Genomic DNA, 24,762 nt, shown 5'->3' with positions numbered 1-24,762 from the left:
GGTTCCTTTCTTGGTTTATCAGATCAGATCTGCTGTCACTGCATCCGTTGCGCGTGCCAGATCTTCAGGTTTAAGCCGCATCTGGGTTCCGCGGACACCCGCGCTGACGTAAATGGCATCAAACAAGCCGCTCAGTTCATCCAGATAGACCGGGTAGTGCTTTTTCATGCCAACGGGGGAGCATCCGCCGCGTATATATCCGGTCAGATCAAAAACGTCTTTCAGCTTAGCCATTTCAATTTTTTTATTCCCTGAGGCTGTGGCTGCTTTTTTCAGATTCAGCTCTGCGGTCACGGGAATCACAAATACCGTCACACCGGTTTTATCCCCGATGGTGACCAAAGTTTTAAATACTTCATCACTTTCAGCGCCGACTTTCCTTGCAACTGTTTCGCCGCTCAGGTCGCTTTCATCAACCTCATATTCGTGCAGGGTGTAAGGAATACCTTTTGATTCCAGAATCCTTACCGCATTGGTTTTGCTCAAGCGGCTTTTCCTTCTGCTGCTTCTTTTACTTTATAAAGCTGCCACCAGGGGGTACGCGGATATTCATGATGTTCATGGTGATATCCGAAAAAGTAACAACTGAGCATTGCCCAGAGATGATTCAGCTTCTGGCTTCTTGCTTTATGCGGCTTCATCTCATCGGTGTGCGGTTTCATATGGGGCTTATAGGTTCCGAAATAGAAAAGCTGCAGAGAACTCAGAAAAGCCGGAATGACCCAGAATGCAATAAGCGAAGATTCAGGTATATATCTCTTCATCACATTAAAAGCAACCGCCATAATGGTAAGCTGCCAGAGTGTGGTATAGTGATACATGAAACTGAGCCACCAGAGCCAGAAGTTCTGCGTCTTTACGCTGAAATCGGGATCTCCCTCCTCGCCCGGATGTTTGTGATGAAGAAAATGATTCTTGATCAGGGTTTTGTAGGAAAGTCCCGCGTAAAGAAAGCAGGAAACGCTGCCAAAGAACGAATTCCATCCTTTTCCGCGGTAGATGGTTCCGTGCATCGCATCATGGCCGGTTATAAAAAGGCCGGTATAAAGATACGTCTGCAGCAGAAAATGAAGCCAGAAAACCGGATTAGCCGGGTCAGGCTCAACCGAAGTCAGGATGTACGCCAGATGCCCCAGCCACAGAATAATTATGGCGGACGCAATGATGACACCCGTTATACGCTTTTGTGCCTGAGTTTGTTCCAGAGAAAGTTGTTCATTCATAAAGTTTTTACTCTGTGGTAATTAAATAGCAAAAATCTGTAATGCTATGAAAAAGATAAGCTGAAGCCCGAAATAATAACCAAAAACCATGTCGGTTTTTTTCTCCACCAGCCGGCCGTAAAAGTATGCTGCGGCTGAAGCAATCAGAAACCAGGCAATATAATTCTGCATCGGGACGGCAACATCAGCCCAGGTCCAGTAGTCCAGCGCAATAGCAACCGGCTCAAGGAAATAGTCAAAGAGCACGGCGAGAACACCGGCAAGAGGCACACGGATACCGCTGTTTTTTGTTATCAGGGATGCCAGATAAATGCTCCCTGCCACTACCAGAACCCAGTTAAACCCGATAATCAGCGGAACATCTCCCAGTGAAAAGCCCAGAACTGAACTGTATTCATACGCACCGAATATCAGTCCGGTTTTAACGCCCACGTATTCAGAAAAAAATGTGAAGATATATGTGACCAAAAACCAGATGATGAAACTTTTTTCCTTATACAGACCGGATGCATAGAGCGTGAGTGATCCGGTAAAGAACAGCGTGAAAGGAGTAAGCGTAATCATCAGCGGAAAAAGGACCTCAGTACTGTGTCCGGCGATTCCTACCAGATACATGACTCCAAGTATTATATAGATATACTTTTTCAGATTTTTCTTCCTTTCCATTCGGCGGCGCGTGAGAGCGTTACGCGGACTGAGTTGATTCCGGTCCACAGCACTGCCAGCATCTGAACCGGGTGAAAGACCAGATTAAAAAGCAAGACACCGCGCGATATGCGTGATACGGCTGCCCGCTGTATATATATCATTGCCGAGGGAATTATAAAAAGAGAAGAGAACCATACTCCGGCAAGAGGCGCAAGAAAGAGGGCGGTTAAAAATAAGACAAACAGCAGAAATACCGGCGCGGGCATCGCAAAACCGGGGAAAAAATTCTTTGAGAATCCTTTTATGCTTTCGCCAAGCGAGGAGTACATTGTACAGAAAATCTGACTGCCTCCGGTAAAGGTCATCATTTTTCTGCCGCTCCGTTTAATCATACGGGCTAGCTCCATATCCTCCACCACCTTATCTTTCACGGATGCATGCCCTCCGAGTGACTGATAATCATCTCTGCGGAAGCAGAGGAGCTGGCCGTTTGCTGCCACAAACGCCGGATTATTACTTCTATATACAAAATTGAGCGGGAGCAGGTTCAGCAGGATCCAGTTCATCATCGGGACGATAAACTTTTCTCCTACACCGGACATTAACTGTGTCGGGAACACCGATGCAGCGCTCAGGTTAAGCTCTTTCATCTTACTGATCAGAAAAGAAACGGAGCCGCTCTTCATGGCAACATCGCTGTCCATGAACAGGAGATATTCCCCGGTTGCTTTTTCAGAGAGCTGATGGCAGGCGAAGTTTTTTCCGAGCCAGCCGGTGGGGAGTTCTTTTCCGCTTATTATCATGATGCGCCGGTCTTTTGCGGAGAAGGATTCGGCAATCCTCCTGGTGCCGTCGGTTGAGTTGTCATCAAGGATAAGGATTTCATGCAGCGGATCACTCATTGCAAGGATACTTTCAAGCGTCCTGCCGATATTCTTCTCTTCATTGCGGGCAGGAATCAGCAGCGATACTTTTCCCTGATGCCCCTCTGCAGTTTTTACCTCCGGGGCGGTAAGAAGATTATACAGTGATGTCAGAAAAAAAGGAACATGCAGCGCCGTTACAATCAGCGCTGCTGTTTCCGCAGTATATTCCATTTATTGTATCATAATTCTGTTCATACCAGTTAAACAGACAAACTCCGCACGATGTTCCGGTTACAGCAGGATTGCCGCTTACTTGAGCAGGATCATTTTCCGGCTGAGGAAAAGCCCTTCTCCTCTGAGGGAGTAAAAATAAACTCCGCTGCTCAAACCAGATGAAGCAAAATCAAGCTGCACTGAGTGAGCTCCGGAGGCAAAACTGCCGTTCAGGACTTCACGTACCAGCACCCCCTCAGCGGAATACACCTCAAGGCGGATTTTCATCTCACGGGGAAGTGTAAAGTTAATCCTGGTTGACGGATTAAACGGATTCGGGTAATTCTGCTCAAGCGAGAATCCGGAAGGAAGTACCGCTGCATCTTCTTCGGTGCCAACGGTAATATTCATCAGATTTTTAAACCATGTAAAGTTGCCGTCATATTCTGCAAGAATCATGTCCGGTTTACCGTCACCATCCATATCGCCAAATGCGGGGGAGGCGCTTTGCTTGACCTTGATGCCCGCGAACAGGGTGTCATTCAAAACCCAGGAGGGGGACAGGGCTGTACCTTTATTTTCAAATAAAGCCACCTCACCAAATGAGCGGCCGATTACCAGATCATAGTCACCATCAAGGTCAATATCGGCCAGAGCCGGTTTACCTCTGCTGTAAGTGGTAACGCCTGTCAGAAGGGTATTGTCTTCAACAAATGTCATTGAACCCTGATTCCGGTAAGCGCGCCAGTTGGATGATGTCTCTGCGCCGAGGATGAGATCAGGGTCGCCATCGGCATCCAGATCAGCAAAAGCCGGATGCGAAAAACCGGTGACATTTATTGCTGAAAAGGGAGCATTGTTTGATGCAAAACTTCCTCCGTTATTTATATATCCGTAGAGTTTGCCGTTCAATTCGCCGGCAACCACATCAAGATCGCCATCGCCATCCAGATCAACCACGGTGGGGGATGAATAGGAACCGGGATCGAGTACGGTCAGGGGGGAAGAAACGGAAGCAAACGAGGGGAAGACCTGTCCGCCGCTATTCCGGAAGTACTGAAACTTGCCGCTCCAGTCACCGCTTATCAGATCATAATCGCCGTCGTTATCAAAATCACCAAGCGCGGCAGTGGCTCCGCTTCCCTGGCTTTTTATCACGCGGAAAAGATCATTATTGCGTGTATATACAGGAGCTGTGGGCGTGCCCGTGTTCTGATAGACCGTAAGGCGGCCGTTATCGCTGCCGTATATAAGGTCATAATCGCCGTCATTGTCGTAATCAAACAGAACGGGAACTTTCCAGTATGTGGTGGTTTCCATGGTGTTGAACATATTAAAATCACGCGTCCAGACCGGTGAAGCGGCGGTTCCGGTATTCCGGTAAAAGAGGAATGAGGCAATATCGCGCCCGATCAGGAGATCATAATCACCGTCTGCGTCAACATCCGCGAATGCGGGAAAAGAGTTAAGCCCTGCATCAGGAAGTCCGGTTGTGAGGGTGTTATCCTGCGTGAACACGGCGGATGTGTTATTGCCGGTATTTCTGAATCCGATGGTAATGCCCGCCGTGGGACCGCCGAACAGTGACTCGCCAATGCCGGCGAATAAATCCAGATCACCGTCATTGTCAATATCCACAAGCACGGGGCGCGCATCGGTGCCGATAAGGGGATTCACCGCCTGAAAAAATGTGTCAATCTTTGTCCACACTGCGGAAGCGGGGTTGCCGTCATTACGGTAGTATATAAAGCCATTGTAACCGCCGATGATCAGATCGTTATCGCCGTCATTGTCAAGATCAGCGGTGAGGGGATAATAATTGTTAACCCCGATGCTGGTTGTATATATCGAAGCCAGCATTGCCTCGTCATAGCTGAATGAGGTGATGCCTGAATCGGAAATATTTTTAAAGTATTGTGCCCTGGTGGAGTTTCCCACAAAGAGATCTGTTTTACCGTCACCATCCATATCGGCAAACGCCGGACAGGAAAAACTCAGGGCATATACGCCCGAAGGATTAAAGACGGAATCCACTTTCAGCCAGTTTTGGGGCATGCTGATTTGTATTGACGAAAGTAAAAAAGCGAGAAAGAGGATTGTGATAGAACGATTTTTCATAGAAGAGGATTAAGATATTAGTATATTTGAAAATTGAACAAAAAACGGAGAACGTGATGTCTGCAAAAATACAAAAAAATATCCGCTCGGCTGTGCTCAATCCGCTGGTCTCATTTGTGAAGGTGGAGTCTGCCGGTGGTATCATTCTGCTGTTTTGTGCCGCGATTGCGCTTGCGCTGGCTAATTCATCTTATGCATCCCAGTATTTTACTATTCTGAATCTGAAGTTTACCGTTGGTTTTGATTTCTTTAATATTTCCAAACCGCTGCTGCTCTGGATTAATGACGGCCTGATGGCAATCTTCTTTTTTGTGGTAGGGCTGGAAATTAAACGGGAACTGGTGGAGGGAGAACTCTCTTCGGTGAAAAAAGCGATGCTCCCGGCTGCTGCTGCACTGGGCGGTATGGTGGTGCCCGCGCTATTTTTTGTATTCTTCAATAAAGGGGGAGAAGCCGCTGCCGGATGGGGAATTCCCATGGCAACGGATATCGCATTCGCGCTGGGCATACTTAGTCTGCTTGGCAAATCTGTACCTATAGCGCTAAAAGTGTTTCTTACGGCGCTCGCCATTGTGGATGATCTCGGTGCGGTGCTGGTGATTGCTTTTTTCTATACCGAGTCAATTTCCATGACTTCACTGCTGGTCGGCGCGGTGACCTATGCGATTCTTTTCTGGGGCGGAAGCAAAAAGATCATGAGCACGGGATTTTATCTTTTCTTTGGCTTAATTCTCTGGGTGGCAATTCTGAAATCAGGCGTGCATGCAACCATCGGCGGAGTGCTTCTTGCTACTGTTATTCCTGTTAAGCCGCTGCTTAAGGATCTTGAACACAAGCTGCATCCCTGGGTTGCGTTTATGATCATGCCGGTCTTTGCTTTGGCAAACGCGGGTGTTACCATTGCCGGTTCTCTTGGTGAAATTCTTATGACACCGGTCTCCCTCGGAATTGCATTCGGTCTTATTTTCGGGAAACAGATTGGCATTACTCTGTTCAGCTGGATAACCGTTAAGCTAAAGATGGCTGAGCTTCCTGCCGGGATGTCAATCAGGAGTATATACGGAGTAAGCTGGCTGGGAGGAATCGGCTTCACGATGAGTTTATTCATCGCGTCGCTTGCCTTCCCCGGAAATGAAACACTGCTGGATTATTCAAAGATCAGCATCTTTACCGCATCCATCATCAGCGGACTGGCGGGATTTATCATACTGAAACTATATTATAAAAAGAAGTCCGCAGAGGCTTAAAAAACGTTTTCCTTAAGTATCCCCCGGATTGGCACTATGCTGGTCCGGGGGATTTTTATTTTTAGCAAAAATTGAATCGCATCAGTAAAGTATGCGGGAAGGGGCCAATTTGTATCGGGCAGATACGCAATAAAACAACGCAATCGCAAAAAATTGCAGTATATAATGGTGTTCCCTTGCTATTGCATTGTCTCAGTAAAGGAAAAGGAATCTATTGAGGTGTAAGGCGCAGATACTCGATGAGACGATGCAATCGCAAAAAATTGCAGTATATAGTGGTGTTCCCTTGCTATTGCATCGTCTAAGGGAATGAATAGAAATCTATTGAGGTGTAAGGCGCAGATACTCGATGAGACGACGCAATCGCAAAAAATATCGTGTATAATGGTGTCTCCTTGCTATTGCATTGTCTCAGGGAAGGAAAAGGAATTTATTGAGGTGTTAGGCGCAGATACTTGATGAGACGACGCAATCGCAAAAAAATATCGTGTATAATGTTCTGTCCATGCGATTGCATCGTATATTGAAAGGAAAAGGAATTTATTGAGGTGTAAGGCGCAGATACTCGATGAGACGACGCAATCGCAAAAAAATGCTGTATATAATGGTTTCTCCTGGCGATTGCATCGTCTCTACATAAATTTATAAACCAATTTGTAATTCATACGCTGGCGTAGCCAGAACCAAAATGGTAAGCGAACAAATTCATGGGAATTTTCGTAATATAGAGAACTCAATTGCAAAAGGATTCTCATGTTCTCGGCTTTTCTGGAAAAATATAAAGACAATATTCTCGGTGTTGTAAGTTGTTTTGACCGGATTATTATCAGTGGAACAATGCCAGGCTGGAGATATCCGGGAGCAATGAAATTTTTTTTGCTCAAACACAAGATCAAGTTTGTGGACTATACGAAATTTGCTAAATCCGTCCGTGATAAAATTAATGCACAAATGGAGACTCTTAGTGCAAAAACCCGGGTTCCTATTGTCTATATCAGGAGTCCGAGACTGGTCAACAAAGAAAATACAGTCAAAAAAATCATTTCTGAAAAGAACCTCAAGCAAGGCATTGTTGCGATTTTCTCAATTATGGAATCTTGCGACGGATATCAGACCACCTGGAACAAGATCACTCATACCGGAGATGTTCGTGCGCGATCCTCAAAATGCCTGCATTATTATTTGTATTTCTTAGATAAATATCTTGGACTTTGCTTTATTCGTATTCCTACCTGGCTGCCTTGCAAAGTTCAGTTGTATTTTAACGGTCATAATCTTCTGGCTTATAAACTCCGTAAGAACCGGATCATGTATATTCTTCAGGATAATGTCTTTACCTACCTAAGTGATTTTCAGAAAGCACAAAAACTCAGTGATAAAATCAGTGCAGGTAATTTACACTCCGGGCTGAAAGCATTTATGCGGCGATATCTCCCGGTTTTTGCCGAATATCGCCAGTGGCCGGAGTGGACTTTTACTCAGGCAGAATATGCCACCGATATTGTCTTCAAGGACAAGCATCGAATGAAACATCTTTACGACGAATTAATCCTCAGATGTATTCATTTGGTCAAACCAGGTAACATAGCTACCTTTTTTAACCGGTCGCTTGCTGCTCATTATGAACAGGAAGTCACTACTCATTATAATAAAATGATTCATGGAACTCGCGTTAAGCACGCTATTGGTGCAAATAGTGTTAAAATGTATGATAAAGCTCCAGGAGTTCTCCGCATTGAGACGACGGTGAATAATATCAAAGCATTTAGAATCTATCGCATGGTGAAAACCCGTCAGGGAACAATCACCTGGAAAAAAGCAGAGATGAAAAAGAGTATTTACAGTATCCATCCGCTCAGGAAAGAGTGTACAGCGGTAAACAGCAGATACCTTGATTTTCTTGCCTCCTTCGATGATACCTCAGCCGGTAGAATGAATTTAGAACAACTCAGCAATCCCCTCAAAGATAATGGCCGCTCAGTTAAAGGGATAAACTTCTTTGACAAGCAGGAACAGGATGTGCTTATTGCTGTTCATTGTGGGAGTAATACCCTCAATGGAATCAGAAACAAAACCTTGCGTAAGAATCTCGGTGATAACTACAGTTCTGCAAAAGTATCACGTATACTAACTCGACTGAGAAAACACAACCTTATAGAAAAAGTGCCGAATACCCATTGTTACCATTTAACAAAACTGGGACTCAGCACTATTCCTTGTGGTCTTTATATACGCGAATTAGAGTTACCGGCTATTCTCAGTAAAGTTGCCTAAACTCATATAATTTTTCTTTCACTTTTGCGAAGAATTTTACTCGTTATCTAATACTTCATACTTCATAATTCATAATTCGTTTGCATCGTCTTTACATGAATTTATAAACCTATTTATAATTCATAATTCTTTTAGATCGTCTCTACGAAAATTCATACTTCATAATTCATAATTATCTTATGATGATTTCCTTTTCCCATTTGCCCTGGGGCTGGCTGTGGAGTCTCCAGTATTCATTGGCAATCAGATCGGGGTCAAACTTTGTGCCGGGCTTAACGATACCGGCTATGGTAACTGTGGCGACGTGAACCCCCTGCGTGAGCATTTCCCCAAACAGAGTAAAGGCCAGACTGCGGATTCCTGCTTTTCCGATGGCGAGGGATGTGTATTGCGGAATTGGATCCAGTGCCAGTCCGCCGCCGGTGAAAAGGATGGTTCCCTTTTTGGCTTCCTTCATGGCCGGTATTACTAACTGTGCTGCCTGCAGCGCACCTCCGACATTAACCTTAAAATCCTCAAGCAGACGTGCGGGGGAGCACTCCGAGGGGAGAGATGATCGGACTATGGCTGCATTATAGACCAGAACATGAGTGTCACCCAGTGACCCGTTGATCTTTTTGAATGCCTGAATCAGCGACTCAAAATCACCCGCGTCTCCGGAGAAGATATGAACATCCGCTCCCTGACGGGTAAGCTCAGTTCTGTATTCATCAAGCATATCCTGACGTCTTGCGATCAGGGCGATGCGGAAACCTTCTTTTGCGAATCGTTTTGCAACCGATAAACCGACTCCCGGTCCGGCTCCAACTATAGTGCATACCGGCTTATTCTTTAAATACATGCTGTATATTCTTTCAGTATTGAAGGAAAATCATTTATGAAAATTAAAAAAAATCCCTCACCCCGTTGTGATACAGAACGGAAAATTCGCTCAGGTTATATACAAAAAAGTGATTTATATCAGGAAAGTACTTTCAGAACGGAGTTTCCCACAGGAACTGCCGGGTTTTGAGAGGGGGGAGGTAGGAAAAACCGGGGGACTGTTCCTCAGGCAGAGCAGTCCCCTAAAATGAAATACTACCCTACCCGGGTAACCTGCGGAAGCGTTATGACGAAATTAGCGCCGCTGCCCAGTTCGCTTTCAACGGAAATGGTGCCCCCATGCTCGCGGATAATTTTTTCCGTAATGGGAAGCCCGAGCCCGATGCCGTTTTTCTTTCCCTGTGAAAAGAATGGTTCAAAAAGCTTCTCCTTTATGGCATCAGGAATTCCCATTCCTGAATCCTTAAAGGAAATCTCGATGGTGCCATCCTCATCAATCACTTTGGTGGTAACCTGCAGCTTGCCGCCGCCGGGCATTGCATCACAGGCGTTTTTGGTAATCTGGAAGAATGCCTGATACAGCTCCTTCCGGTCAACCATCACAAAAACATCCCGGTCATACTTCTTAAATATCTGCACCTTCTTATATTCAATGGCGTCCTGAAGCATACCGAGGATTTCATCCAGCACGGAATTAATTTTAGCCAGCTTCTTATTCAGGATTACTTTGCCCTGTGAATAATTGAGCGTAGTGAGGATAAGATCGCCTACAATAATGGACTGGTCAAGTATCATCTTCAGAACCGATCGGACATCCCGCGGAAGGTCTTTCTTGGTGCGGAGGTGTTCAGCAAGATGCTTGATGGTAAGGATTGGTTTCTTAATATCAGAGATAATGAAATTGGCAACCTTGCCCAGACTGTTAAGCCGGTCACCCTGCACCATGCCTTCAATCAGTTCGGCATTCTGAATTGTGATTCCAATGAAGGAAGAAAGAGCGCTGATCATCTCTTCGTCAAGCCGGCTGAACGTACCCTGATGCGAGTTAAGGAGCTGCAGAACGGCGATCACGTTATTGTGTTTGTCTTTTATCGGATAGCAGAGCATGGAACTGGTTTTATATCCGGTAATGCTGTCAAACGATGCTTCAAAACGCGCGTCTTCATAGGCATTTTTCAGATTAAGAATTTCACCGCTGCGGGCTACCCAGCCGGATATACCCTGTCCTATCTTCAGCCGGATTTCTTCAATCTGCTCGCCTTTCATTACCTTTGACCAGAGTTCATCAGTCTCACGGTCAACGATATATAACGTTCCGCGGTCTGCCTTGGTCAGGTTGGATGCCGTGACCACGATGGTGGTAAGCGCTTCATCCAGTTTTACGTTTGAGTTTACGGTTTTTGCCGCTTCAATAATCATGCGGAGCTGTTCTTCGGAAAGACTATGCTCGCGGTCTGAGGACATCTGCACAGAGTCCAGCGCGGATGTTTTCTTCAGTGGGGTTTTAAAATCGGGTTCATTGCGTTTTATAAAAGCAGCGGGTGTATCAGGAGAAGTAAATTCGTTCCCTAGTTCTGCTCCCATGCTCTGATCTGCTGAAGTGCTGTCTTCCTGCAGGAAGCTTTCTTTCTCCGCGGTGTCATCTGGTGTTCCCCAGAATGCATCTCCGGCATCAAAAACATTTTGCGGTTCTGATAACTCAGGCGGAGGCGTCTTTTCTGAGACTACCTTGAAGAGTGAGCGCAGTGATTTTTTATTATCCTGGTTTGAGGTGTTTTCCATTGTGTCCCTTAAGGTGCGTTCTGTGTCCTTATATATATCTTCAGTCTCCCGTCCGGAGTCTGTATGGGAGGCGGAATCCTGATCTGCCTGCAGTTGTTCATTCGTTTCAAAAGCTTTACCCATGGTGCTGAGCAGATTCATCAGGTCATGGTCACTTGCGGTATCAATCCATGATTTAACCTGTTCAAGCGCGTCAGCGGGAAGTTCTTCTGATGATATATTACCTCCGGCAGACGAATCATCAAGAAAATTCAGCGCCGGCAGTTTCAGTTCCCTCTGCGGCAACGGTTCACTTTGTTCCTGAACCGGCGGGGTAATTTTCTGTGGTGTCTCTTCTTCATCAGAAAAATCCCAGAGTCCCCCTTCTGCCGTTTCCTCAATGGCTTCATCTTCAGCGGGCGTTTCATCCGGCGGAAAATCTTCCTGTATATTCTGTTCATGAGGAGGATATATATCTTCATCCCGGCTGAAATCACCGGAGGCAAAATCTACCGGAAGTTTAAATATATCTTCAGAATCCTGGCTGCTGAATCCCCGGAATTCCTCTTCTTCTTCGTGTTCCTGCTCCCGGCTTTCATCGAAGGAGGAAAAGTCTGCTCCCTGCTCCGGCTGAAATTCTTCTTCATTCGGAGAGGATACCGGCTCTAATTCCGATGCTGAAACAAATTCCTGTTTATCGGGATCCCAGATAAAGTCAGCGGTAACCACCTCGCCTGTTATTGCAGGCGGAGAAAAGGTATCTAAGTCACTTCCTGTTCCTGCAGTAAGGTCTGCATCACTATCACCGTCTGCGGTAATAGCAGTTTTTTCAGCAGCACTTTCGGCAACGCTTACAAACTCTTCTTTTTCCGGATCCCAGACGAAATCAGCGGTGGTGAATTCACCGGTCATCGCGGTACTTCTCGGCTCAGGAGGGGCTTCATCAGCAAGGGTCCTGGAAAAATCCTGCTTATCTGGTCCGGTTTTTTCCGGAATGGCTTCTTCAATTTTGCCGGGCTCAAGTTTTACAAACTCATTTTTTTCGAAGTCCCATATATATTCTCCCGACTGTTCATCTTCAGGAGGCGGCATCTGCTGCTCCGGCTGCTTTTCGCGGCTTGCGGTGCTCTTGCCAAAGAGTGTGTTCAGAAGAGAGCCGCGTTCTTTGGGCGGAGTCTCATCACTAAGATCGGGAAGTTCAGCTTCATCACGCTGAGGTTCGAGCACTTCAAATTCTTCCGGGCTTCCCTCTGACTCAGCGGAGTATATATCGCCGTCCGGTAACGGAGTCTCCTGGTCACGGCTTCCGGTTTCCGGGTCACCGGTAAAATTCCATCCGCTCCACTCGCCGGCTGTTTCCTCCGGTTCAGGAATATCTCCGGTATCCGCAGCTTCGGGTTCGCCAATTACTTCAGATTCTGCGGGGGCTGACACTTCTGCTGAAGAAGTTTCGCCGGTAATCCTGACCTGAAACGGCGCAAACGGATCCTCATGTTCATTCAGAGGCAGGAGATCCTGGGGGTAAAGCTCGTTAGCATCAGCTTCGCCGGGCTGAACAGCTTCTTCGGCTGAAGGTGCTGCGTTAAAATCTTCGGGGAGACTCAGATGGAAAGGGGGTTCTTCAGTGTATATATCGTTCTCAGCCGGAACAGATTCCTGATCTGCCGGTGCGGCGGCTGGTTCTTCCTGGGTGATAAAATCAGGAAATGCTGCCTGCTCTTCCCTGCTTTCAGGGGGGAGACTCAGATGAAACGGCGGCTCTTCTGTATATATATCGCCCGCTGCAGGAGCAGGCTCCTCGCCTCCGGCTTCGGAGGATGAATCTTTCTCAGTTGAAAAATCAGGGAACGCGGCTGGTTCTTCCTCAGAATCTCCCGGCAGATGCAGATGAAATGAGGGAGCGCCTTCTCCGGGGGTGCCGGAGACTTCTTCGGTATCGGTTAATTCACCGAAATCAGGAAACGTGCCGGTTTCTTCATCAGAAGAAGCGGGAATATTTAAATGGAACGGCGCCGTATCCTGCTCATCCGCTGATCCGGCGGGAAGCGGCGTCTCCTCATCAAAGGTGAATCCTTCCGGAATAGTGAATGGTGCAGCCTGTGAAGGAGTTTCATCATTTCCTTCTGATTCTCCTGCGAGAGCATCAGGGGGGAGAAAATCCCAGCTGAATTCCTGAGCATTATTAGCCGGAGCTTCTGACTCCTGCGGCGGAATCTGCCCTCCCGCCCGGATAATTGCTTCAAGTTCTTCAGGCGTTTTTGAAAGGAGGTCCGAATCAAGCAGAGATTGCGCAAAGCCATCGGGGAGTTTGCCAAAGCCCTCCTGATCAAACATCTGCTGAAGTTCTTTCAGTTCTGGTGAAATATCCTCAGGTGCGGGAATGCTGGCTGCTTCTTCAGGATGTTCGGCGAGGTACTCATCCAAAGAGCCCTCACGTTTAATTTCGTCATCATCAGGGAGCGAGAGAAGATCAAATGAAAAAGAAGCGTCATCACTTTCTGCTGTCTTTTGGCGGTCATCCCCGTATATATCATCGTAAATGTTGTTCTCAGGCAGAGGGAGCGCGTCTTCTGGTATATCTTCTGCTCCGAACCGGAATGGAGTATCCTCCGGCTCTTCCTGTTTTGGGGTGCCGCTTCCCGGGTAGACAAAACTGCTTACCTGTCCGGTCTTAAACAGGTCCGGATTGATCTGAAATTGATCGCCGGCATCAGCGGTTTGCTCCGGAAGACGGAAATCATCATTCGTTGCGAATGTGTTGTCCGTTATGGTATAGGGAGCACCCTCAGAGGGATCAAGAATTTCCATCGTGAAATGGGGGTTAAACTGATCCTGATCATCCGGTTGAGCGGGCTGGAAATTGCCCGTATAATCCTGCGTTTCAGGTTCTTCGGGAATCTGATAGGGAAGATCCGGCACCTGATAGGATGACTCCGGCACCATGTCCGGGTTAATCAGCATACTTTCCGTAGTGCTGTAAGGGTCACCTCCGGCAGACTGCTTAACCGAGCGCATCAGTGCATCAAACTCATCGGAGTGGAACTGGGTGGTCATACCGAAGCGGGCAACATCCTTCATCGGGTCAATTGCCTGAAGATTGTGGAGCAGTTCCGGATTTTTCTGGATCAGCTGGTTTACCACATCCTTGGTCATTACAAAAGCGCGTACCGGGGTTTCGGCTACGGCAGAAGAGGAGCGGTTAATTCCCTGAATAAACTCACGTTCCCCGAAAAACTCCTGGTCGCTTTTTTCAAAATACCGCTGTCCGTCCACATTGGCGTTGTATTTTATCTTAACACGCCCTTCAACAATCAGGTAAATAATATCTGCCTGGTCGCCGCTCTGGAAAATAATATCCCCCTCCTCGAAGTTGACAAAGTCCTTCTGAGAAATTTTGAAGCTGAGCTGGGACTCCGGGATGTTGTCAAAGAGTCTGTTCGGCTTTATAACGGAAAACAGCTTATATTCTTTTGCGCCCATGGGAAAATACTTATTGAACACCGGACAAGACCACTAAAACAATGCCGGCGCAGGCAGAAACCATAGACCGCCCCGCCGCCGGTAAGGGGAGGGGGAACGAGCTATAAAATCTGCAAAAGAGCTTTTCGGAAAGATATTAAATTATGGGCTAATTATGAAGACGAAAGATAAGGGTATGAATTATGAAGTATGAATTATGAAGTATGAATTGGGAGGTGTGAATCGCGGCGGTAATTGCGGAGTATCAGCTAAATCCGTATCTGACTACTTGAGGGGCTTTTTATGAAAAATTGAGTTTGCAGTTATGTGATGCCTTTGGTTTGTATTCCGCATTTTTAACGCGAATGAAGCAGATTCTGGCCAAAGATTTTCGTTACCGAGGGTCATGAATAGTAAAAACTCCCATACCCGGTTTTCAACAACTCAGGCAAGGAGGATAATATTCCGGCTTGTGAATATTAATCAATTGACTAATTTTGGAAGGAATGAAAAAAATCAAAAGGCACCTCGTAGATTTATAATGAACTTCAAAATCCCAAGACCTGGCGTTTTTCAAACCAGAATTAAGGCGGGTAATAATCAAATGGAAAGCGAGTAAAATAATGAATGTAAGAATACTGCATTGTTCGAACTCAGTAACGAATTACTATCTATGTTTGCATGAAAAAGTGGCTGGCTTTAATAACCGCGGGCCTAAAACTGGTGATTTGATTTATCTTGTGGTTAAAATTGGGAAAAAAAGCCTCTGCGGTGCAAGGTTTGTCCTCGATGAGCCAACGGATACCAAACCGTGGGAGAATTCAGAAATATATGTTAATGCGTTAACGATCAAAGATATTGAATATTGCAATCCCTTTGAAATTTCATTCCTTTCAGCTGCTGGTGGCAAATATTGGGCGATGAAATATGTTCAGGGGGCGAAGCCGTTTAATGATGAATACGCTATTAGTCTGATTGATCAGGAATTTTTAAGAAATAAATCTGACAAGATGTATATTTTTGATCAGCCGTCACAGCCGGAAAACCCGGAAGAAGACAAGACTACCATTGAAGATGAAGATGAACTAAATCAGCTTGCACGGGAAATACCAGATGTTAAGGTAAATATCATGGGAACATTTCAGACGGTACAGTTTTCAAATGAAACTGATAAAATTAAAGGATTGGAAACTCTTGTTAATGAAAATTTTTACTCTCTGTTTCCGCAGTTTCCCGAGGCAAAGACGTTATTAATACCGGAAAACAGACTATTTAAAACTAAGGGATTCAAAGTTGATGGCAATAATGTGCAGGGAATCAGAACTATCCCGGACGGAATTTTAATTGAGTTTAATAAAAAAATTAATGATCCTTTCAGGATAAATCTGATAGAATATGAGTGTTTCGGAGAGCGCAAACAAAAGGAAATTGACAAATCCAGCTATCTTAACAGTATGGTTATCCCGCAGTTAATGAGATTCGCGTCATCATTCAGCATAATCACTGATGAGCAGACAAGAGTAAAAACAATTAATAGCTGGGTGGACAAAATTATTGAGTATATAAATCAATATGAGTCACAGTCGTCCAAATTTATAGGATGGATTAAGGAGATAAACCCTCAAATTAAAGAACGCGCCATCGAAAGAGAAATTGAAAAACTTCTGATAGATGCATTTAAATCAAATCTAAGAGTGCTGTTAGTTATAGATGAACTGAGCGCGGAACAAAAATCTACCATTAAGAATGTTGTAAGCTCCTTTAAACTTTCGAGCGGCGAAGCTAATGTCCAATTTGCAGGGTACGTTGTTCGCCTCGTGCAAAAAATTAATATGCTGAATAATGAAGCGGAATTTGCTCTGACTATCCAGTAGTATACTGATTTTGTGCATCATTGGAGTGAGACACAAATATCTTCTGCCTCACAAGTTATCTAGTTCAGGGCTGCAGAGGTGATTTGAAGACAGATGCTTCATGAACTGGAAATATAATATGAATTCTGTTCTTGGTCTGTCTTTTAGATTGTGTGTGGCTCCTCAGCGAATGTATGATTTTTGTGATTATTCTTATTTTTCGGCACATCATAAAATATTACAATCATTATTTTCATTTTAACCATAACAGGAACAGGCATGAAAAAAGATTCGGATTTTACCCCGGATGAGAAGACAGCAATACTTAAGGAGTATCTGCAGGAGGGGGTGGATGAAAATGTTATCTCGGCAAAGTATGATATCCCGGTATCCTTGCTGCAGGAGTGGCAGGAGATTGTAATTGCAGCTATTACCGATAAAGAGGATGAGCGTAAAGCCCTTCGCAGGAAAGCAGAAATCGGGAGATTAAAAGCGGAGGCACAAAGACTGCAAACAGAGATTGATAAGCTCCGCCGCGAAAATGATGTTCTTAAAAGAACACTTGGCAGGGACCCAGAAGTCGAAAGAGCCCTGAGAAAACCGGGGAGCTGACCGGTTTCAGATATATATTGGTTATAACCGAAGGAGCGTTACATGAATGCAATGATTGAGCTGTTAACTAAACTTGCCCCCCTCGGACAGAAGGAGCAGGAGGCGCTTGCGGGAATCTGCTCTGAAAAATCCCTCAAAAAAGGTACTCAGCTTCTTATACCGGGTGAAATTTCACGCAAGCTCTACTTTATCCTGAAAGGACTGGGAAGAGTATATTATATCCGTGATGGCAATGATACTACTGACTATTTTGCCATGGATATGAATTTCCTCGGGGGAATTCCAAGCTACTTCACCGGGGAGCCCTCGCATAAGGGAATTGAACTGCTTGAAGATACCATGCTGATTGAAATATATAATCATGAATTTGAGAAACTTTGCGGGGAGTATCATCAGATAGAGCACTGCGGGAGAAAACTTGCCATCATGGCCTTTATTGAATGTCAAACGGAAATTGAAAGCATCAGGTTTCTTTCCGCCAGAGAGCGTTACTATGAGTTTGAAAAAAAGTTTCCGGGTATTATCAGCCGGGCACCGCTCAGGCATATTGCATCATATCTTGGAATGACTCAGGTAAGCGTGAGCAGGATTCGTGCAGGCATTCAGTAGTTTTTAACATTTGTTAATCATTCAGCCGGTAAAATTTAACATTTGTAAATAATCTCTTCTTCTGAACAGGGTAATTTTGCTTTGTAAAAAAAGAAGGATACTACAAATTGAAAGTACTTATTAACGGCGGCGGAATTGCCGGACTGACAGCAGCTATTGCTCTTATCAAATCAGGATTTTCAGTAACAATCTTTGAATCAGCGCCGCAGATAACTGCTGCCGGAGCGGGTCTTGTCATCCAGCCGAACGCTCTGAAAGCGCTTGAATATTTTGGTATTGCTGATCAGTTTATTGAATCGGCAAATCCAATAGATCAGCTCGCGATTCTTAACCAGAGAGGAAGGGTGATTAAGGAACAAAGACCATCTGCCCGATTTAGAGAGCAATTCACGGGATTTGCCATCCACCGCCAGACTCTTCACGGCCTGCTGCAGAGTTTTCTTCCTAATGATATATATCGAACCGGCAGGAAGGCAGTTTCATTCAGCCAGACGGAGAACTCTGTGAGTCTCCGCTTTGATGACGGCACTGAGCAAGAGGGAGATTATCTTATCAGCGCTGACGGGATACACTCCCCAATCCGTATGCAGCTGCTCCCTGAATCAAAGCCGAGATACGCAGGATATTTATGCTGGCGGAGTGTTATCAGTAATGCGGATCTGAAGATTAAGGAAGCAACTGAAACCTGGGGCAGCAGAGGCAGGTTTGGCATCGTACCTGTAAACGGAAACCGTCTCTACTGGTTCGCTGTCATAAACAGCAGCCAGTATGATGTACGGATGAAACATGTTACGGTTAGAGGTCTCAGAGATCACTTCGCTGATTATCATCCTCTTATCGGTCATGTGTTAGATGTATCCTCTGACAGTGAAATGCTGATGAATTCAATCTGTGATATACTGCCCCTCAGCCGTTTTGCATTCGGCAGGGTTTTGCTCATTGGTGATGCTGCACATGCAACCACACCTAACCTTGGCCAGGGAGCATGTCAGGCCATTGAGGATGTGATGGTGCTTCATCAGGAGATTGCATCCGGAAGAGAACTTCACGATGCGTTCAGTTCTTTTGAAAAGAGAAGAATAAAAAAAGCTGCTTACATCATAGACACATCAAGGCGGCTCGGCCAAATCGCTCAGGCGGATAACAAGCTGCTTATTCCTCTGAGAAACTTTGCACTCAAATGCATTCCTGAATTTGTAACCCGGAGGCAGTTTCAGAAAATATATCATATTGCATAGGAATTGGGTATCAGGGGTACTCCGCGCGTTTCAGTAATTGTGCATTAGACCGGACCCTCAAGTAGCTTCCGGCTGAAACAGCGAGAGTTTTCCGGAGCGCAGGTACTTCAGGGAGCAGGGAACTATATCTGGTGCGGGGCAGAGGTCTTGCCCCGTTTCCCGGTGCTTTCTATCTTCCGGGATACAATTTTTTTGTTTAACAGGAGGTGTTTGTTGGTAAGATCTCTTTTATTGGTGATTTGTTGTACAATTCTTTCCGGCATGGCTTTTTCGCAGGAAGTATATTATAAACTGAATGCCGAATATATTCATGTTAATAATGACGGATTCGCGGGGAAAAAGCTGGATAAAAAGGGTAATTTCACGGGATACAGGGTGGGTTTTGGCGATATGCTGGTTTTTTCTTTTGGTTATGCATCCGCCTCAATGGGTGACCAGTATCTCGGAAACAGGAAAAATGAAGTTGGGCTTTATACGTTTACCCTGGGTATAGAAACTCCGTCAGACAGCCGGAACTTCAATACAGAAATCCGCCCGGTGGGAGAGCTCACAATCGGGTTTTTCAGCGGTGACCGTGATATCGGCGGATCATACAGCAGTCTGAACGGAGGGTTTGAATTTATTACGCCTATCGCGCGGTCATTTCAATTTAATGTAAGGGCGATGCTATCGTTTGGAATGTCATATGTCACCGGCGGGAATGTTCTTGATGAATCCGGGCTGAACCTGACCAGCGGCCCTATGATTGCGGCAGGAATTATCGGGTTCTTTTAAGCAGGGGGATAAGTATTAATCTGCCTGCTGCTCAATTATGGCGGCAGGCAAAATATTTTTCGTTTATTGCCGTCTGCGATAGATTCTCTCGAAAAAAGTATCAACCATGTATTTTTGATTTTTTCCTTCTCGTTGGAAGGGGCGGCAATGTATCATTTTTCAGCAATGCTTTTTTCTCTGGCTGGGGCGGAATGCTGCCGGTATATATCCTTTCATGATCCCGTTTTTTATCATGAACTTGATGAACGGGTCCTTCAATTTCCCGGACTAATAGCTTAATATCCAGCGCTGTTTCGAGCTCAACCAGAGTCTCCACAGTAAAATTATGAGTTCCGGAAAGCCATCTGGTAACCAACGCCGGATTTTCTTTTTTCATGGCACGAAGAAGATCCTTGTGCTTCCATCCTTTTGCCCGCATAGCATCTTCGATCTTTGCGGCGATTACCATTTTTGCGTCAGTTTGCTTCTGACGGCCGGGAGTTATTTCCTCAAGAAGTGAGGGAAGCAGGTTTTCAGTTTTGTTTTTCATAATAGTATGTCTCAATCAAAAAATAAGATCACCGGTGAACTCAAGCATATCATCGGTGAAAGCGGTCTCCTTTGTGATGATAGCACGTGTAATTGTTTTAGAAACTTCTCTCAGCAGAAAGTTTTCTGCTTTTAGTTTAGCATCCTGCTGAAGCTTTTGTACAGATTTCCTGCCGCCACCCCCGAGAACAATTATCTTTTCTCCAAAAAGAATGCAATAGAGTCTTAGCTTTCTGGAGGGTTCATCATAAAGGGCACAAACTCCGTCGCCTGGGTTGCCTTCGAATTCTTTAAAAAAGCCCCTTCTTATACCGGTAGTTTGAGCGATAGTGTTCAATCTTGCAAGAATATCCAGAATTTCATCTTTGTGTAAAACAGAATTTTCTTCAAGAAACTTTTCAAACAGAGATTTTTCCTCGTTTTCAACTACCACCGAATAGCAGGAGGCCTTCATTCCGGATAAAGCTTCAATTTTCTGTAACGTAAATCGCATAAAAATCTGCAGCAAAGATAAGAAATTTTACTTATAAGTAAAATTTATTTTCCTGTGCAATTAAGTTCCCGCTCATTACCGCCGCTTTGTAATCTGAATATGGTTTGCTTTCCGTACAGCCAGGGGGTGAAAATGCGGTCTTCCTTACCGTTCATCGTGTCCATGCCGTCCCTGCCATCCTTGTACCAGCCCAAGTTACTCCGAATTGAGTTTCTCTTAAAACCACACCCCTGTACATTGTTCATTGTACATTGATTTCCCTTGCCCGTTAATGGCGAAACCGGTATGTTTGGATTGTAGATTGTATACAATATACAGAAAAGTGCATGAAATTTGAACCAATCGGCCCCGAACTGAAACCCCTGAGAGACAGGATTGCCTCCCTGGTGCGTGATTCCGTGATTGAGGGGAAACTTAAACCCGGCGGCAGGGTTACCGAAGATGAAATTGCCGGCTCCCTTGGCGTAAGCCGGACCCCGATCAGGGAAGCATTTCTCCAGCTTGAGCAGGAGGGATTCCTGACTGTCCACCCGCGCAAAGGTGCCGTGGTGACTGAACTCTCTTTGCAGGATGCCCAGGAGACTTATCTGATAAAAGGGGCCCTTGAAGCTCTTGCCGGACGCCTTGCCATGGATTACGCAGAGGAGGAAGAAATTGAACATCTTGAAGCGCTTAACCGCCAGATGGAAAAGATTGCCCGGTCTGAATCCAAAAATTACCGCAGGTTTCTTGATCTGAACTCCCGTTTTCACCATAATCTCTGCGAGCTCTCCAAAAATCAGAAACTGATTAAAATCATTACCACTCTCAGGAAACAGACTCTGCGCTATAACTATATATATGTTTCCCTTCTTTCCCATCTGCAGCAGTCGGTTGACGAACACTGGCTCATAATCCGTTATATAAAAGAAAAAAATGGCGAAAAACTTGAACAGCTTATCAGGGTGCACGGAGAAACAGCACGGCTCGCGCTTTATGATTTTATCCAGAAAAACCAACAACCCGTTACAAAGAACTGAGAACCCGTCATGAACAAAATACGCACAGCTATCGCAGGATTCGGAAACGTAGGTGCAATGGCTCTTGAAGCAATACTCCGTGAGCCGGATATGGAATTTGCCGGCATTATTGATACCGCACCGGTGCAGAATATTGTTTCAAAATTAAACCCCGGACGCTGCAACTGCCTGAGTCCAAAAGTGCCCCTGTTTAATAATATAAAAGATGCCGGAGAAATTGATGTGGCCATCATCTGCGCTCCGTCACGCAAGGTAAAAGAGATTGTAAGTGAATATCTTGCGCAGGGCATCTGCACCGTGGACAGCTTTGATATACATACAGAAATTCCCCAGCTCAAAAAAGATCTTGATGCTGTCGCAAAGCAGTATGGAAAAGTATCTATAACAGCTGCCGGATGGGATCCGGGAATTGATTCCGTCATACGCGGCTGGTTCCTTGCAATGGCTCCGCGCGGAGTTACTTATACTAATTACGGCCCCGGAATGTCCATGGGACACACTGTCGCGGTAAAAGCAATCGAGGGAGTGAAAAACGCACTCTCGGTTACCGTACCGGCCGGCATGGGAATTCACCGGCGCATGGTATATATAGAACTTCAAGAGGGGCATGACTTCAAGACCGTGGAGGAACGCATTAAAACGGATCCTTATTTCGTAAAGGATAAAACGTATGTATATGAAGTCCCTGATGTGGATCAGCTCATTGATATGGGGCATGGCGTGCTGATGGAACGGAAAGGGGTATCAGGCGGCACTCATAATCAGATGCTGAAATTTGAAATGCGGATTGACAACCCCGCACTCACCTCACAGGTGATGGTATCAGCAGCCCGCGCTGCGGTAAAGCAGCGTCCCGGATGTTATACCATGATAGAAGTTCCCGTTATTGATTTCCTCTTCGGTGAACTTGAAGATTTTATTAAGAAAATCGTGTAGGAGCAGAATAATGGCTGATCCGTATTCACAGGGCAAAGCGGGGCATTTCTTTTATCACGATAAAGTTGATATATACACCTCCGTTGCCGTGGTGCTGGACGGCATGCTTGACGACCGGGGTCTTGACCTGATTAAGCCGATTTCCCGCGCGTTTCCGAAACACAGCATCATTGAACTGATCGGAACTGATGAGGAAAGCGCTGTCCCCGGAGGAAGCGTGCAGCGTATCTGTTATCTGGGATTTCTCGTCCTGAAAAACAGCGGGGTTCTCCTCACCGGCGACGCGGTCATCTGGAACGGCCAAACCATAGGATATATAGCAGGCTACGATGACACACACATGCCCAATCATCAGAACACTATTGTAAAAATGGAAAAACGGATTTCAGGAAAAAACCTCGGCTTAAAGATTAACGATGATATAATCATTAAAAACCGGTTACCCGGAAATATGTAAAATTTATTTTAGCAAGCCCCGGCTTTAATCGCGGCCTGCTCTGTAACCGGATTTCTTCATGCAGTCTGCACTGAGGCGGAAAACAGAAAAAATTACAAAACACTAACACAGAAACGGACAAACAATCATGGCAAAACCAGAATTCAAATTTCAGATGTATAAACGGCTTCAGCAGAGAATCCCCCAGATATATGCTGAGGCTAAAAAAGCAGCAGAGACCATAGGCATACCAGCTGAGCTTAAAGGTGCATTTGGACTGACCGGAGCCATCTCCGGCTGCCCCTCACCTCTTCGTGATGATATTGAACATTTCATGGCGCAGGAATCAAAAAAAGTGGTGCCCCTTAACGTCTATGTTGATCAGATCCGGGAGGAAGTTAAATCAGTTTACGGTGATGATTACGATGCAGCGCCGGTTAACACCTGCGAAGGCGGGCTCTGGCTTACCTTTGACACACTGATGACCCCTCCTTTTACCGGCAGAGGCGATAACTACCGCGCAAGATATATAGCTCCGCTTGAGCGCCACATTCATCATCAGGGGGGCTACGGACGTCCGTTCCCGGCAAAGTATAAGGATATATTGGCTGAACGCGGTTCAACAGCAGGAGAGCTTGGCTTTAGCGGAAAGCGCCAGAATAATTTTGATACCGTGTTTGTTCCTCTTGAAGGAGCTGAATATCCTGTGCACGGCATTAACTATCATCCGGTTCCGCTGCTGAAAAATGTAAAATCAAAAGAATCATTAAAGAAACTTGAAGAGGCAGCAAACCTTCATGCCACCATGCTCACCGGTTTTGCTTCGATAGGATATGACACCATCGGTTACGGTTATGGTGAAAAAGAGAAAAACGGCGCGCCGGTACTATCAAAGGGAATTGCTGATATAGCAAAAAAATTCAACGTTCCTTATGTGATTGATAACGCATGGGGCATTCCTTTTATCGGGACAAGCATAAAGGATGTCGGCGCTGATGTTATGATTTTCAGTATGGATAAGGCGACCGGTTCTGCCACAAGCGCGCTGGTTATCGGTAAGGAAGAAGTTATGGTTCCGATACGCCGCTCGATGGGCTATCACGGCGCGCGTTACGGTACGGCTTCCTCCTACGGCAAAGCTGCTTATGTAACACTTGATCCGGGCAAAGAAGGTCTTACCGGTCAGCTGGCAGCACTGAGAGTTATCAAAAACAATCCTGAAGTTCTTACCAAACCGATTGATGATCTTTATGATATCGTAACGGATGAATTCAGCCGTATAGATGAAAGAATCCGTCCTTATTTCCTTATTACCAAGAGCAGAAATTGCGGCACGGTTGAAATCAATTATGAAAAGAGCTGGGAAGGCGGAAAAATGGGAATTCCCATCTTCTCAATTGAAGATATGTATTCCGGTTCAAATCTGCTGCAGGATGGCTGCACGCAGATGGGCATAATCCCGACCATCTCTTATGACGCGAATATCTTTGTTTCTCCCGGACTCGGCACGACCGACAGCAAAGGGCAGATCATTGAAGACCGCACAAGAATGGCAGTACGCGGACTGGTGATGCTGATTGAAATTATCTGCAATCACTCCGGCATGTGGGAATAAACCGTGAACTCTTTAAGG

Annotated in this window: 21 protein-coding genes; 11 read left to right on the top strand and 10 right to left on the bottom strand. The window is 45.6% G+C overall.

What is annotated here, in order from left to right:
- Nucleotides 1-18: 18 nt before the first annotated feature.
- The 5 genes from ybaK to HRU80_16590 all read right to left on the bottom strand — a co-directional run bounded on the left by ybaK (nucleotide 19) and on the right by HRU80_16590 (nucleotide 5,068).
- The gene (ybaK, locus tag HRU80_16610) at nucleotides 19-486 is read right to left on the bottom strand and encodes a Cys-tRNA(Pro) deacylase (GenBank protein ID QOJ30404.1); all 468 of its coding nucleotides are present in this window, start codon (nucleotides 484-486) and stop codon (nucleotides 19-21) included.
- Nucleotides 483-1,223, bottom strand: coding sequence for a fatty acid desaturase (locus HRU80_16605; protein ID QOJ30403.1), 741 nt, complete (start codon nucleotides 1,221-1,223; stop codon nucleotides 483-485). The genes ybaK and HRU80_16605 overlap by 4 nt, the downstream gene beginning before the upstream one ends.
- Nucleotides 1,224-1,244: 21 nt before the next feature.
- Nucleotides 1,245-1,889, bottom strand: coding sequence for a carotenoid biosynthesis protein (locus tag HRU80_16600; protein ID QOJ30402.1), 645 nt, complete (start codon nucleotides 1,887-1,889; stop codon nucleotides 1,245-1,247).
- Nucleotides 1,868-2,968, bottom strand: a complete 1,101-nt coding sequence (locus HRU80_16595; GenBank protein ID QOJ30401.1) for a glycosyltransferase — start codon at nucleotides 2,966-2,968, stop codon at nucleotides 1,868-1,870. The genes HRU80_16600 and HRU80_16595 overlap by 22 nt, the downstream gene beginning before the upstream one ends.
- Nucleotides 2,969-3,046: 78 nt before the next feature.
- Nucleotides 3,047-5,068, bottom strand: a complete 2,022-nt coding sequence (locus HRU80_16590; protein QOJ30400.1) for a T9SS type A sorting domain-containing protein — start codon at nucleotides 5,066-5,068, stop codon at nucleotides 3,047-3,049.
- 56 nt (nucleotides 5,069-5,124) lie between these two features.
- Here HRU80_16590 and nhaA point away from each other — a divergent pair, with 56 nt between their 5' ends.
- Together nhaA and HRU80_16580 are read left to right on the top strand one after the other, a co-directional pair.
- Nucleotides 5,125-6,315 carry a Na+/H+ antiporter NhaA gene (gene nhaA, locus HRU80_16585; GenBank protein QOJ30399.1) on the top strand — a complete coding sequence of 397 codons (1,191 nt, stop codon included), beginning with the start codon at nucleotides 5,125-5,127 and terminating at the stop codon, nucleotides 6,313-6,315.
- A gap of 753 nt (nucleotides 6,316-7,068) precedes the next feature.
- Nucleotides 7,069-8,589, top strand: a complete 1,521-nt coding sequence (locus HRU80_16580; protein ID QOJ30398.1) for a MarR family transcriptional regulator — start codon at nucleotides 7,069-7,071, stop codon at nucleotides 8,587-8,589.
- Nucleotides 8,590-8,761: 172 nt separating this feature from the next.
- Here HRU80_16580 and HRU80_16575 read toward each other — a convergent pair whose 3' ends face one another.
- Both HRU80_16575 and HRU80_16570 read right to left on the bottom strand, forming a co-directional pair.
- Complete coding sequence (locus HRU80_16575; GenBank protein QOJ30397.1) at nucleotides 8,762-9,430, bottom strand: SDR family NAD(P)-dependent oxidoreductase; 669 nt, start codon at nucleotides 9,428-9,430, stop codon at nucleotides 8,762-8,764.
- A 236-nt stretch (nucleotides 9,431-9,666) separates the two neighbouring features.
- Nucleotides 9,667-14,652 carry a cyclic nucleotide-binding domain-containing protein gene (locus HRU80_16570; protein ID QOJ30396.1) on the bottom strand — a complete coding sequence of 1,662 codons (4,986 nt, stop codon included), beginning with the start codon at nucleotides 14,650-14,652 and terminating at the stop codon, nucleotides 9,667-9,669.
- A gap of 599 nt (nucleotides 14,653-15,251) precedes the next feature.
- On the opposite strand from HRU80_16570, the gene HRU80_16565 reads away from it, so the two are divergent.
- From HRU80_16565 to HRU80_16545, 5 genes are all read left to right on the top strand, one after another.
- Complete coding sequence (locus tag HRU80_16565) at nucleotides 15,252-16,505, top strand: hypothetical protein (GenBank protein ID QOJ30595.1); 1,254 nt, start codon at nucleotides 15,252-15,254, stop codon at nucleotides 16,503-16,505.
- Nucleotides 16,506-16,763: 258 nt separating this feature from the next.
- Nucleotides 16,764-17,096 (top strand): transposase, encoded by a 333-nt coding sequence (locus HRU80_16560; GenBank protein QOJ30395.1) that lies wholly within the window; start codon nucleotides 16,764-16,766, stop codon nucleotides 17,094-17,096.
- 51 nt (nucleotides 17,097-17,147) lie between these two features.
- Nucleotides 17,148-17,705: a Crp/Fnr family transcriptional regulator gene (locus tag HRU80_16555; GenBank protein QOJ30394.1), complete on the top strand. Its 558-nt coding sequence runs from the start codon at nucleotides 17,148-17,150 to the stop codon at nucleotides 17,703-17,705.
- 107 nt (nucleotides 17,706-17,812) lie between these two features.
- The gene (locus HRU80_16550) at nucleotides 17,813-18,943 is read left to right on the top strand and encodes an FAD-dependent monooxygenase (protein QOJ30393.1); all 1,131 of its coding nucleotides are present in this window, start codon (nucleotides 17,813-17,815) and stop codon (nucleotides 18,941-18,943) included.
- A gap of 213 nt (nucleotides 18,944-19,156) precedes the next feature.
- A complete protein-coding gene (locus tag HRU80_16545; GenBank protein QOJ30392.1) occupies nucleotides 19,157-19,717 on the top strand; it encodes a hypothetical protein in 561 nt (186 codons plus the stop codon).
- A gap of 100 nt (nucleotides 19,718-19,817) precedes the next feature.
- Here the strand turns inward: HRU80_16545 and HRU80_16540 are convergent, their stop codons facing one another.
- Genes HRU80_16540 through HRU80_16530 form a run of 3 tightly spaced genes read right to left on the bottom strand, consistent with a single transcriptional unit; the run spans nucleotide 19,818 to nucleotide 20,932 of the window.
- Nucleotides 19,818-20,246, bottom strand: coding sequence for a hypothetical protein (locus HRU80_16540; protein ID QOJ30391.1), 429 nt, complete (start codon nucleotides 20,244-20,246; stop codon nucleotides 19,818-19,820).
- A gap of 15 nt (nucleotides 20,247-20,261) precedes the next feature.
- Nucleotides 20,262-20,738, bottom strand: coding sequence for a hypothetical protein (locus tag HRU80_16535; protein QOJ30390.1), 477 nt, complete (start codon nucleotides 20,736-20,738; stop codon nucleotides 20,262-20,264).
- Nucleotides 20,739-20,782: 44 nt separating this feature from the next.
- Nucleotides 20,783-20,932 carry a hypothetical protein gene (locus HRU80_16530; protein ID QOJ30389.1) on the bottom strand — a complete coding sequence of 50 codons (150 nt, stop codon included), beginning with the start codon at nucleotides 20,930-20,932 and terminating at the stop codon, nucleotides 20,783-20,785.
- A gap of 132 nt (nucleotides 20,933-21,064) precedes the next feature.
- Between HRU80_16530 and HRU80_16525 the strand changes: the two genes are divergently transcribed.
- The 4 genes from HRU80_16525 (at nucleotide 21,065) to HRU80_16510 (ending at nucleotide 24,744) form a co-directional block, all read left to right on the top strand.
- On the top strand, nucleotides 21,065-21,757 hold the full coding sequence (locus HRU80_16525; protein QOJ30388.1) for a GntR family transcriptional regulator: 693 nt from the start codon (nucleotides 21,065-21,067) through the stop codon (nucleotides 21,755-21,757).
- Between the two features lie 9 nt (nucleotides 21,758-21,766).
- Nucleotides 21,767-22,693, top strand: a complete 927-nt coding sequence (locus HRU80_16520) for a diaminopimelate dehydrogenase (GenBank protein QOJ30387.1) — start codon at nucleotides 21,767-21,769, stop codon at nucleotides 22,691-22,693.
- 10 nt (nucleotides 22,694-22,703) lie between these two features.
- Nucleotides 22,704-23,150 carry a hypothetical protein gene (locus HRU80_16515; protein QOJ30386.1) on the top strand — a complete coding sequence of 149 codons (447 nt, stop codon included), beginning with the start codon at nucleotides 22,704-22,706 and terminating at the stop codon, nucleotides 23,148-23,150.
- A 127-nt stretch (nucleotides 23,151-23,277) separates the two neighbouring features.
- Nucleotides 23,278-24,744, top strand: a complete 1,467-nt coding sequence (locus tag HRU80_16510) for a hypothetical protein (protein ID QOJ30385.1) — start codon at nucleotides 23,278-23,280, stop codon at nucleotides 24,742-24,744.
- The last annotated feature ends 18 nt before the right edge of the window (nucleotides 24,745-24,762 follow it).

This window comes from Ignavibacteriales bacterium (genome assembly GCA_015709675.1).
Lineage (GTDB): Bacteria > Bacteroidota > Ignavibacteria > Ignavibacteriales > Ignavibacteriaceae > H2-BAC3.
The sequence above is the reverse complement of the archived record's forward strand: the minus strand, read 5'-3'. Positions and strand labels throughout refer to the sequence as shown.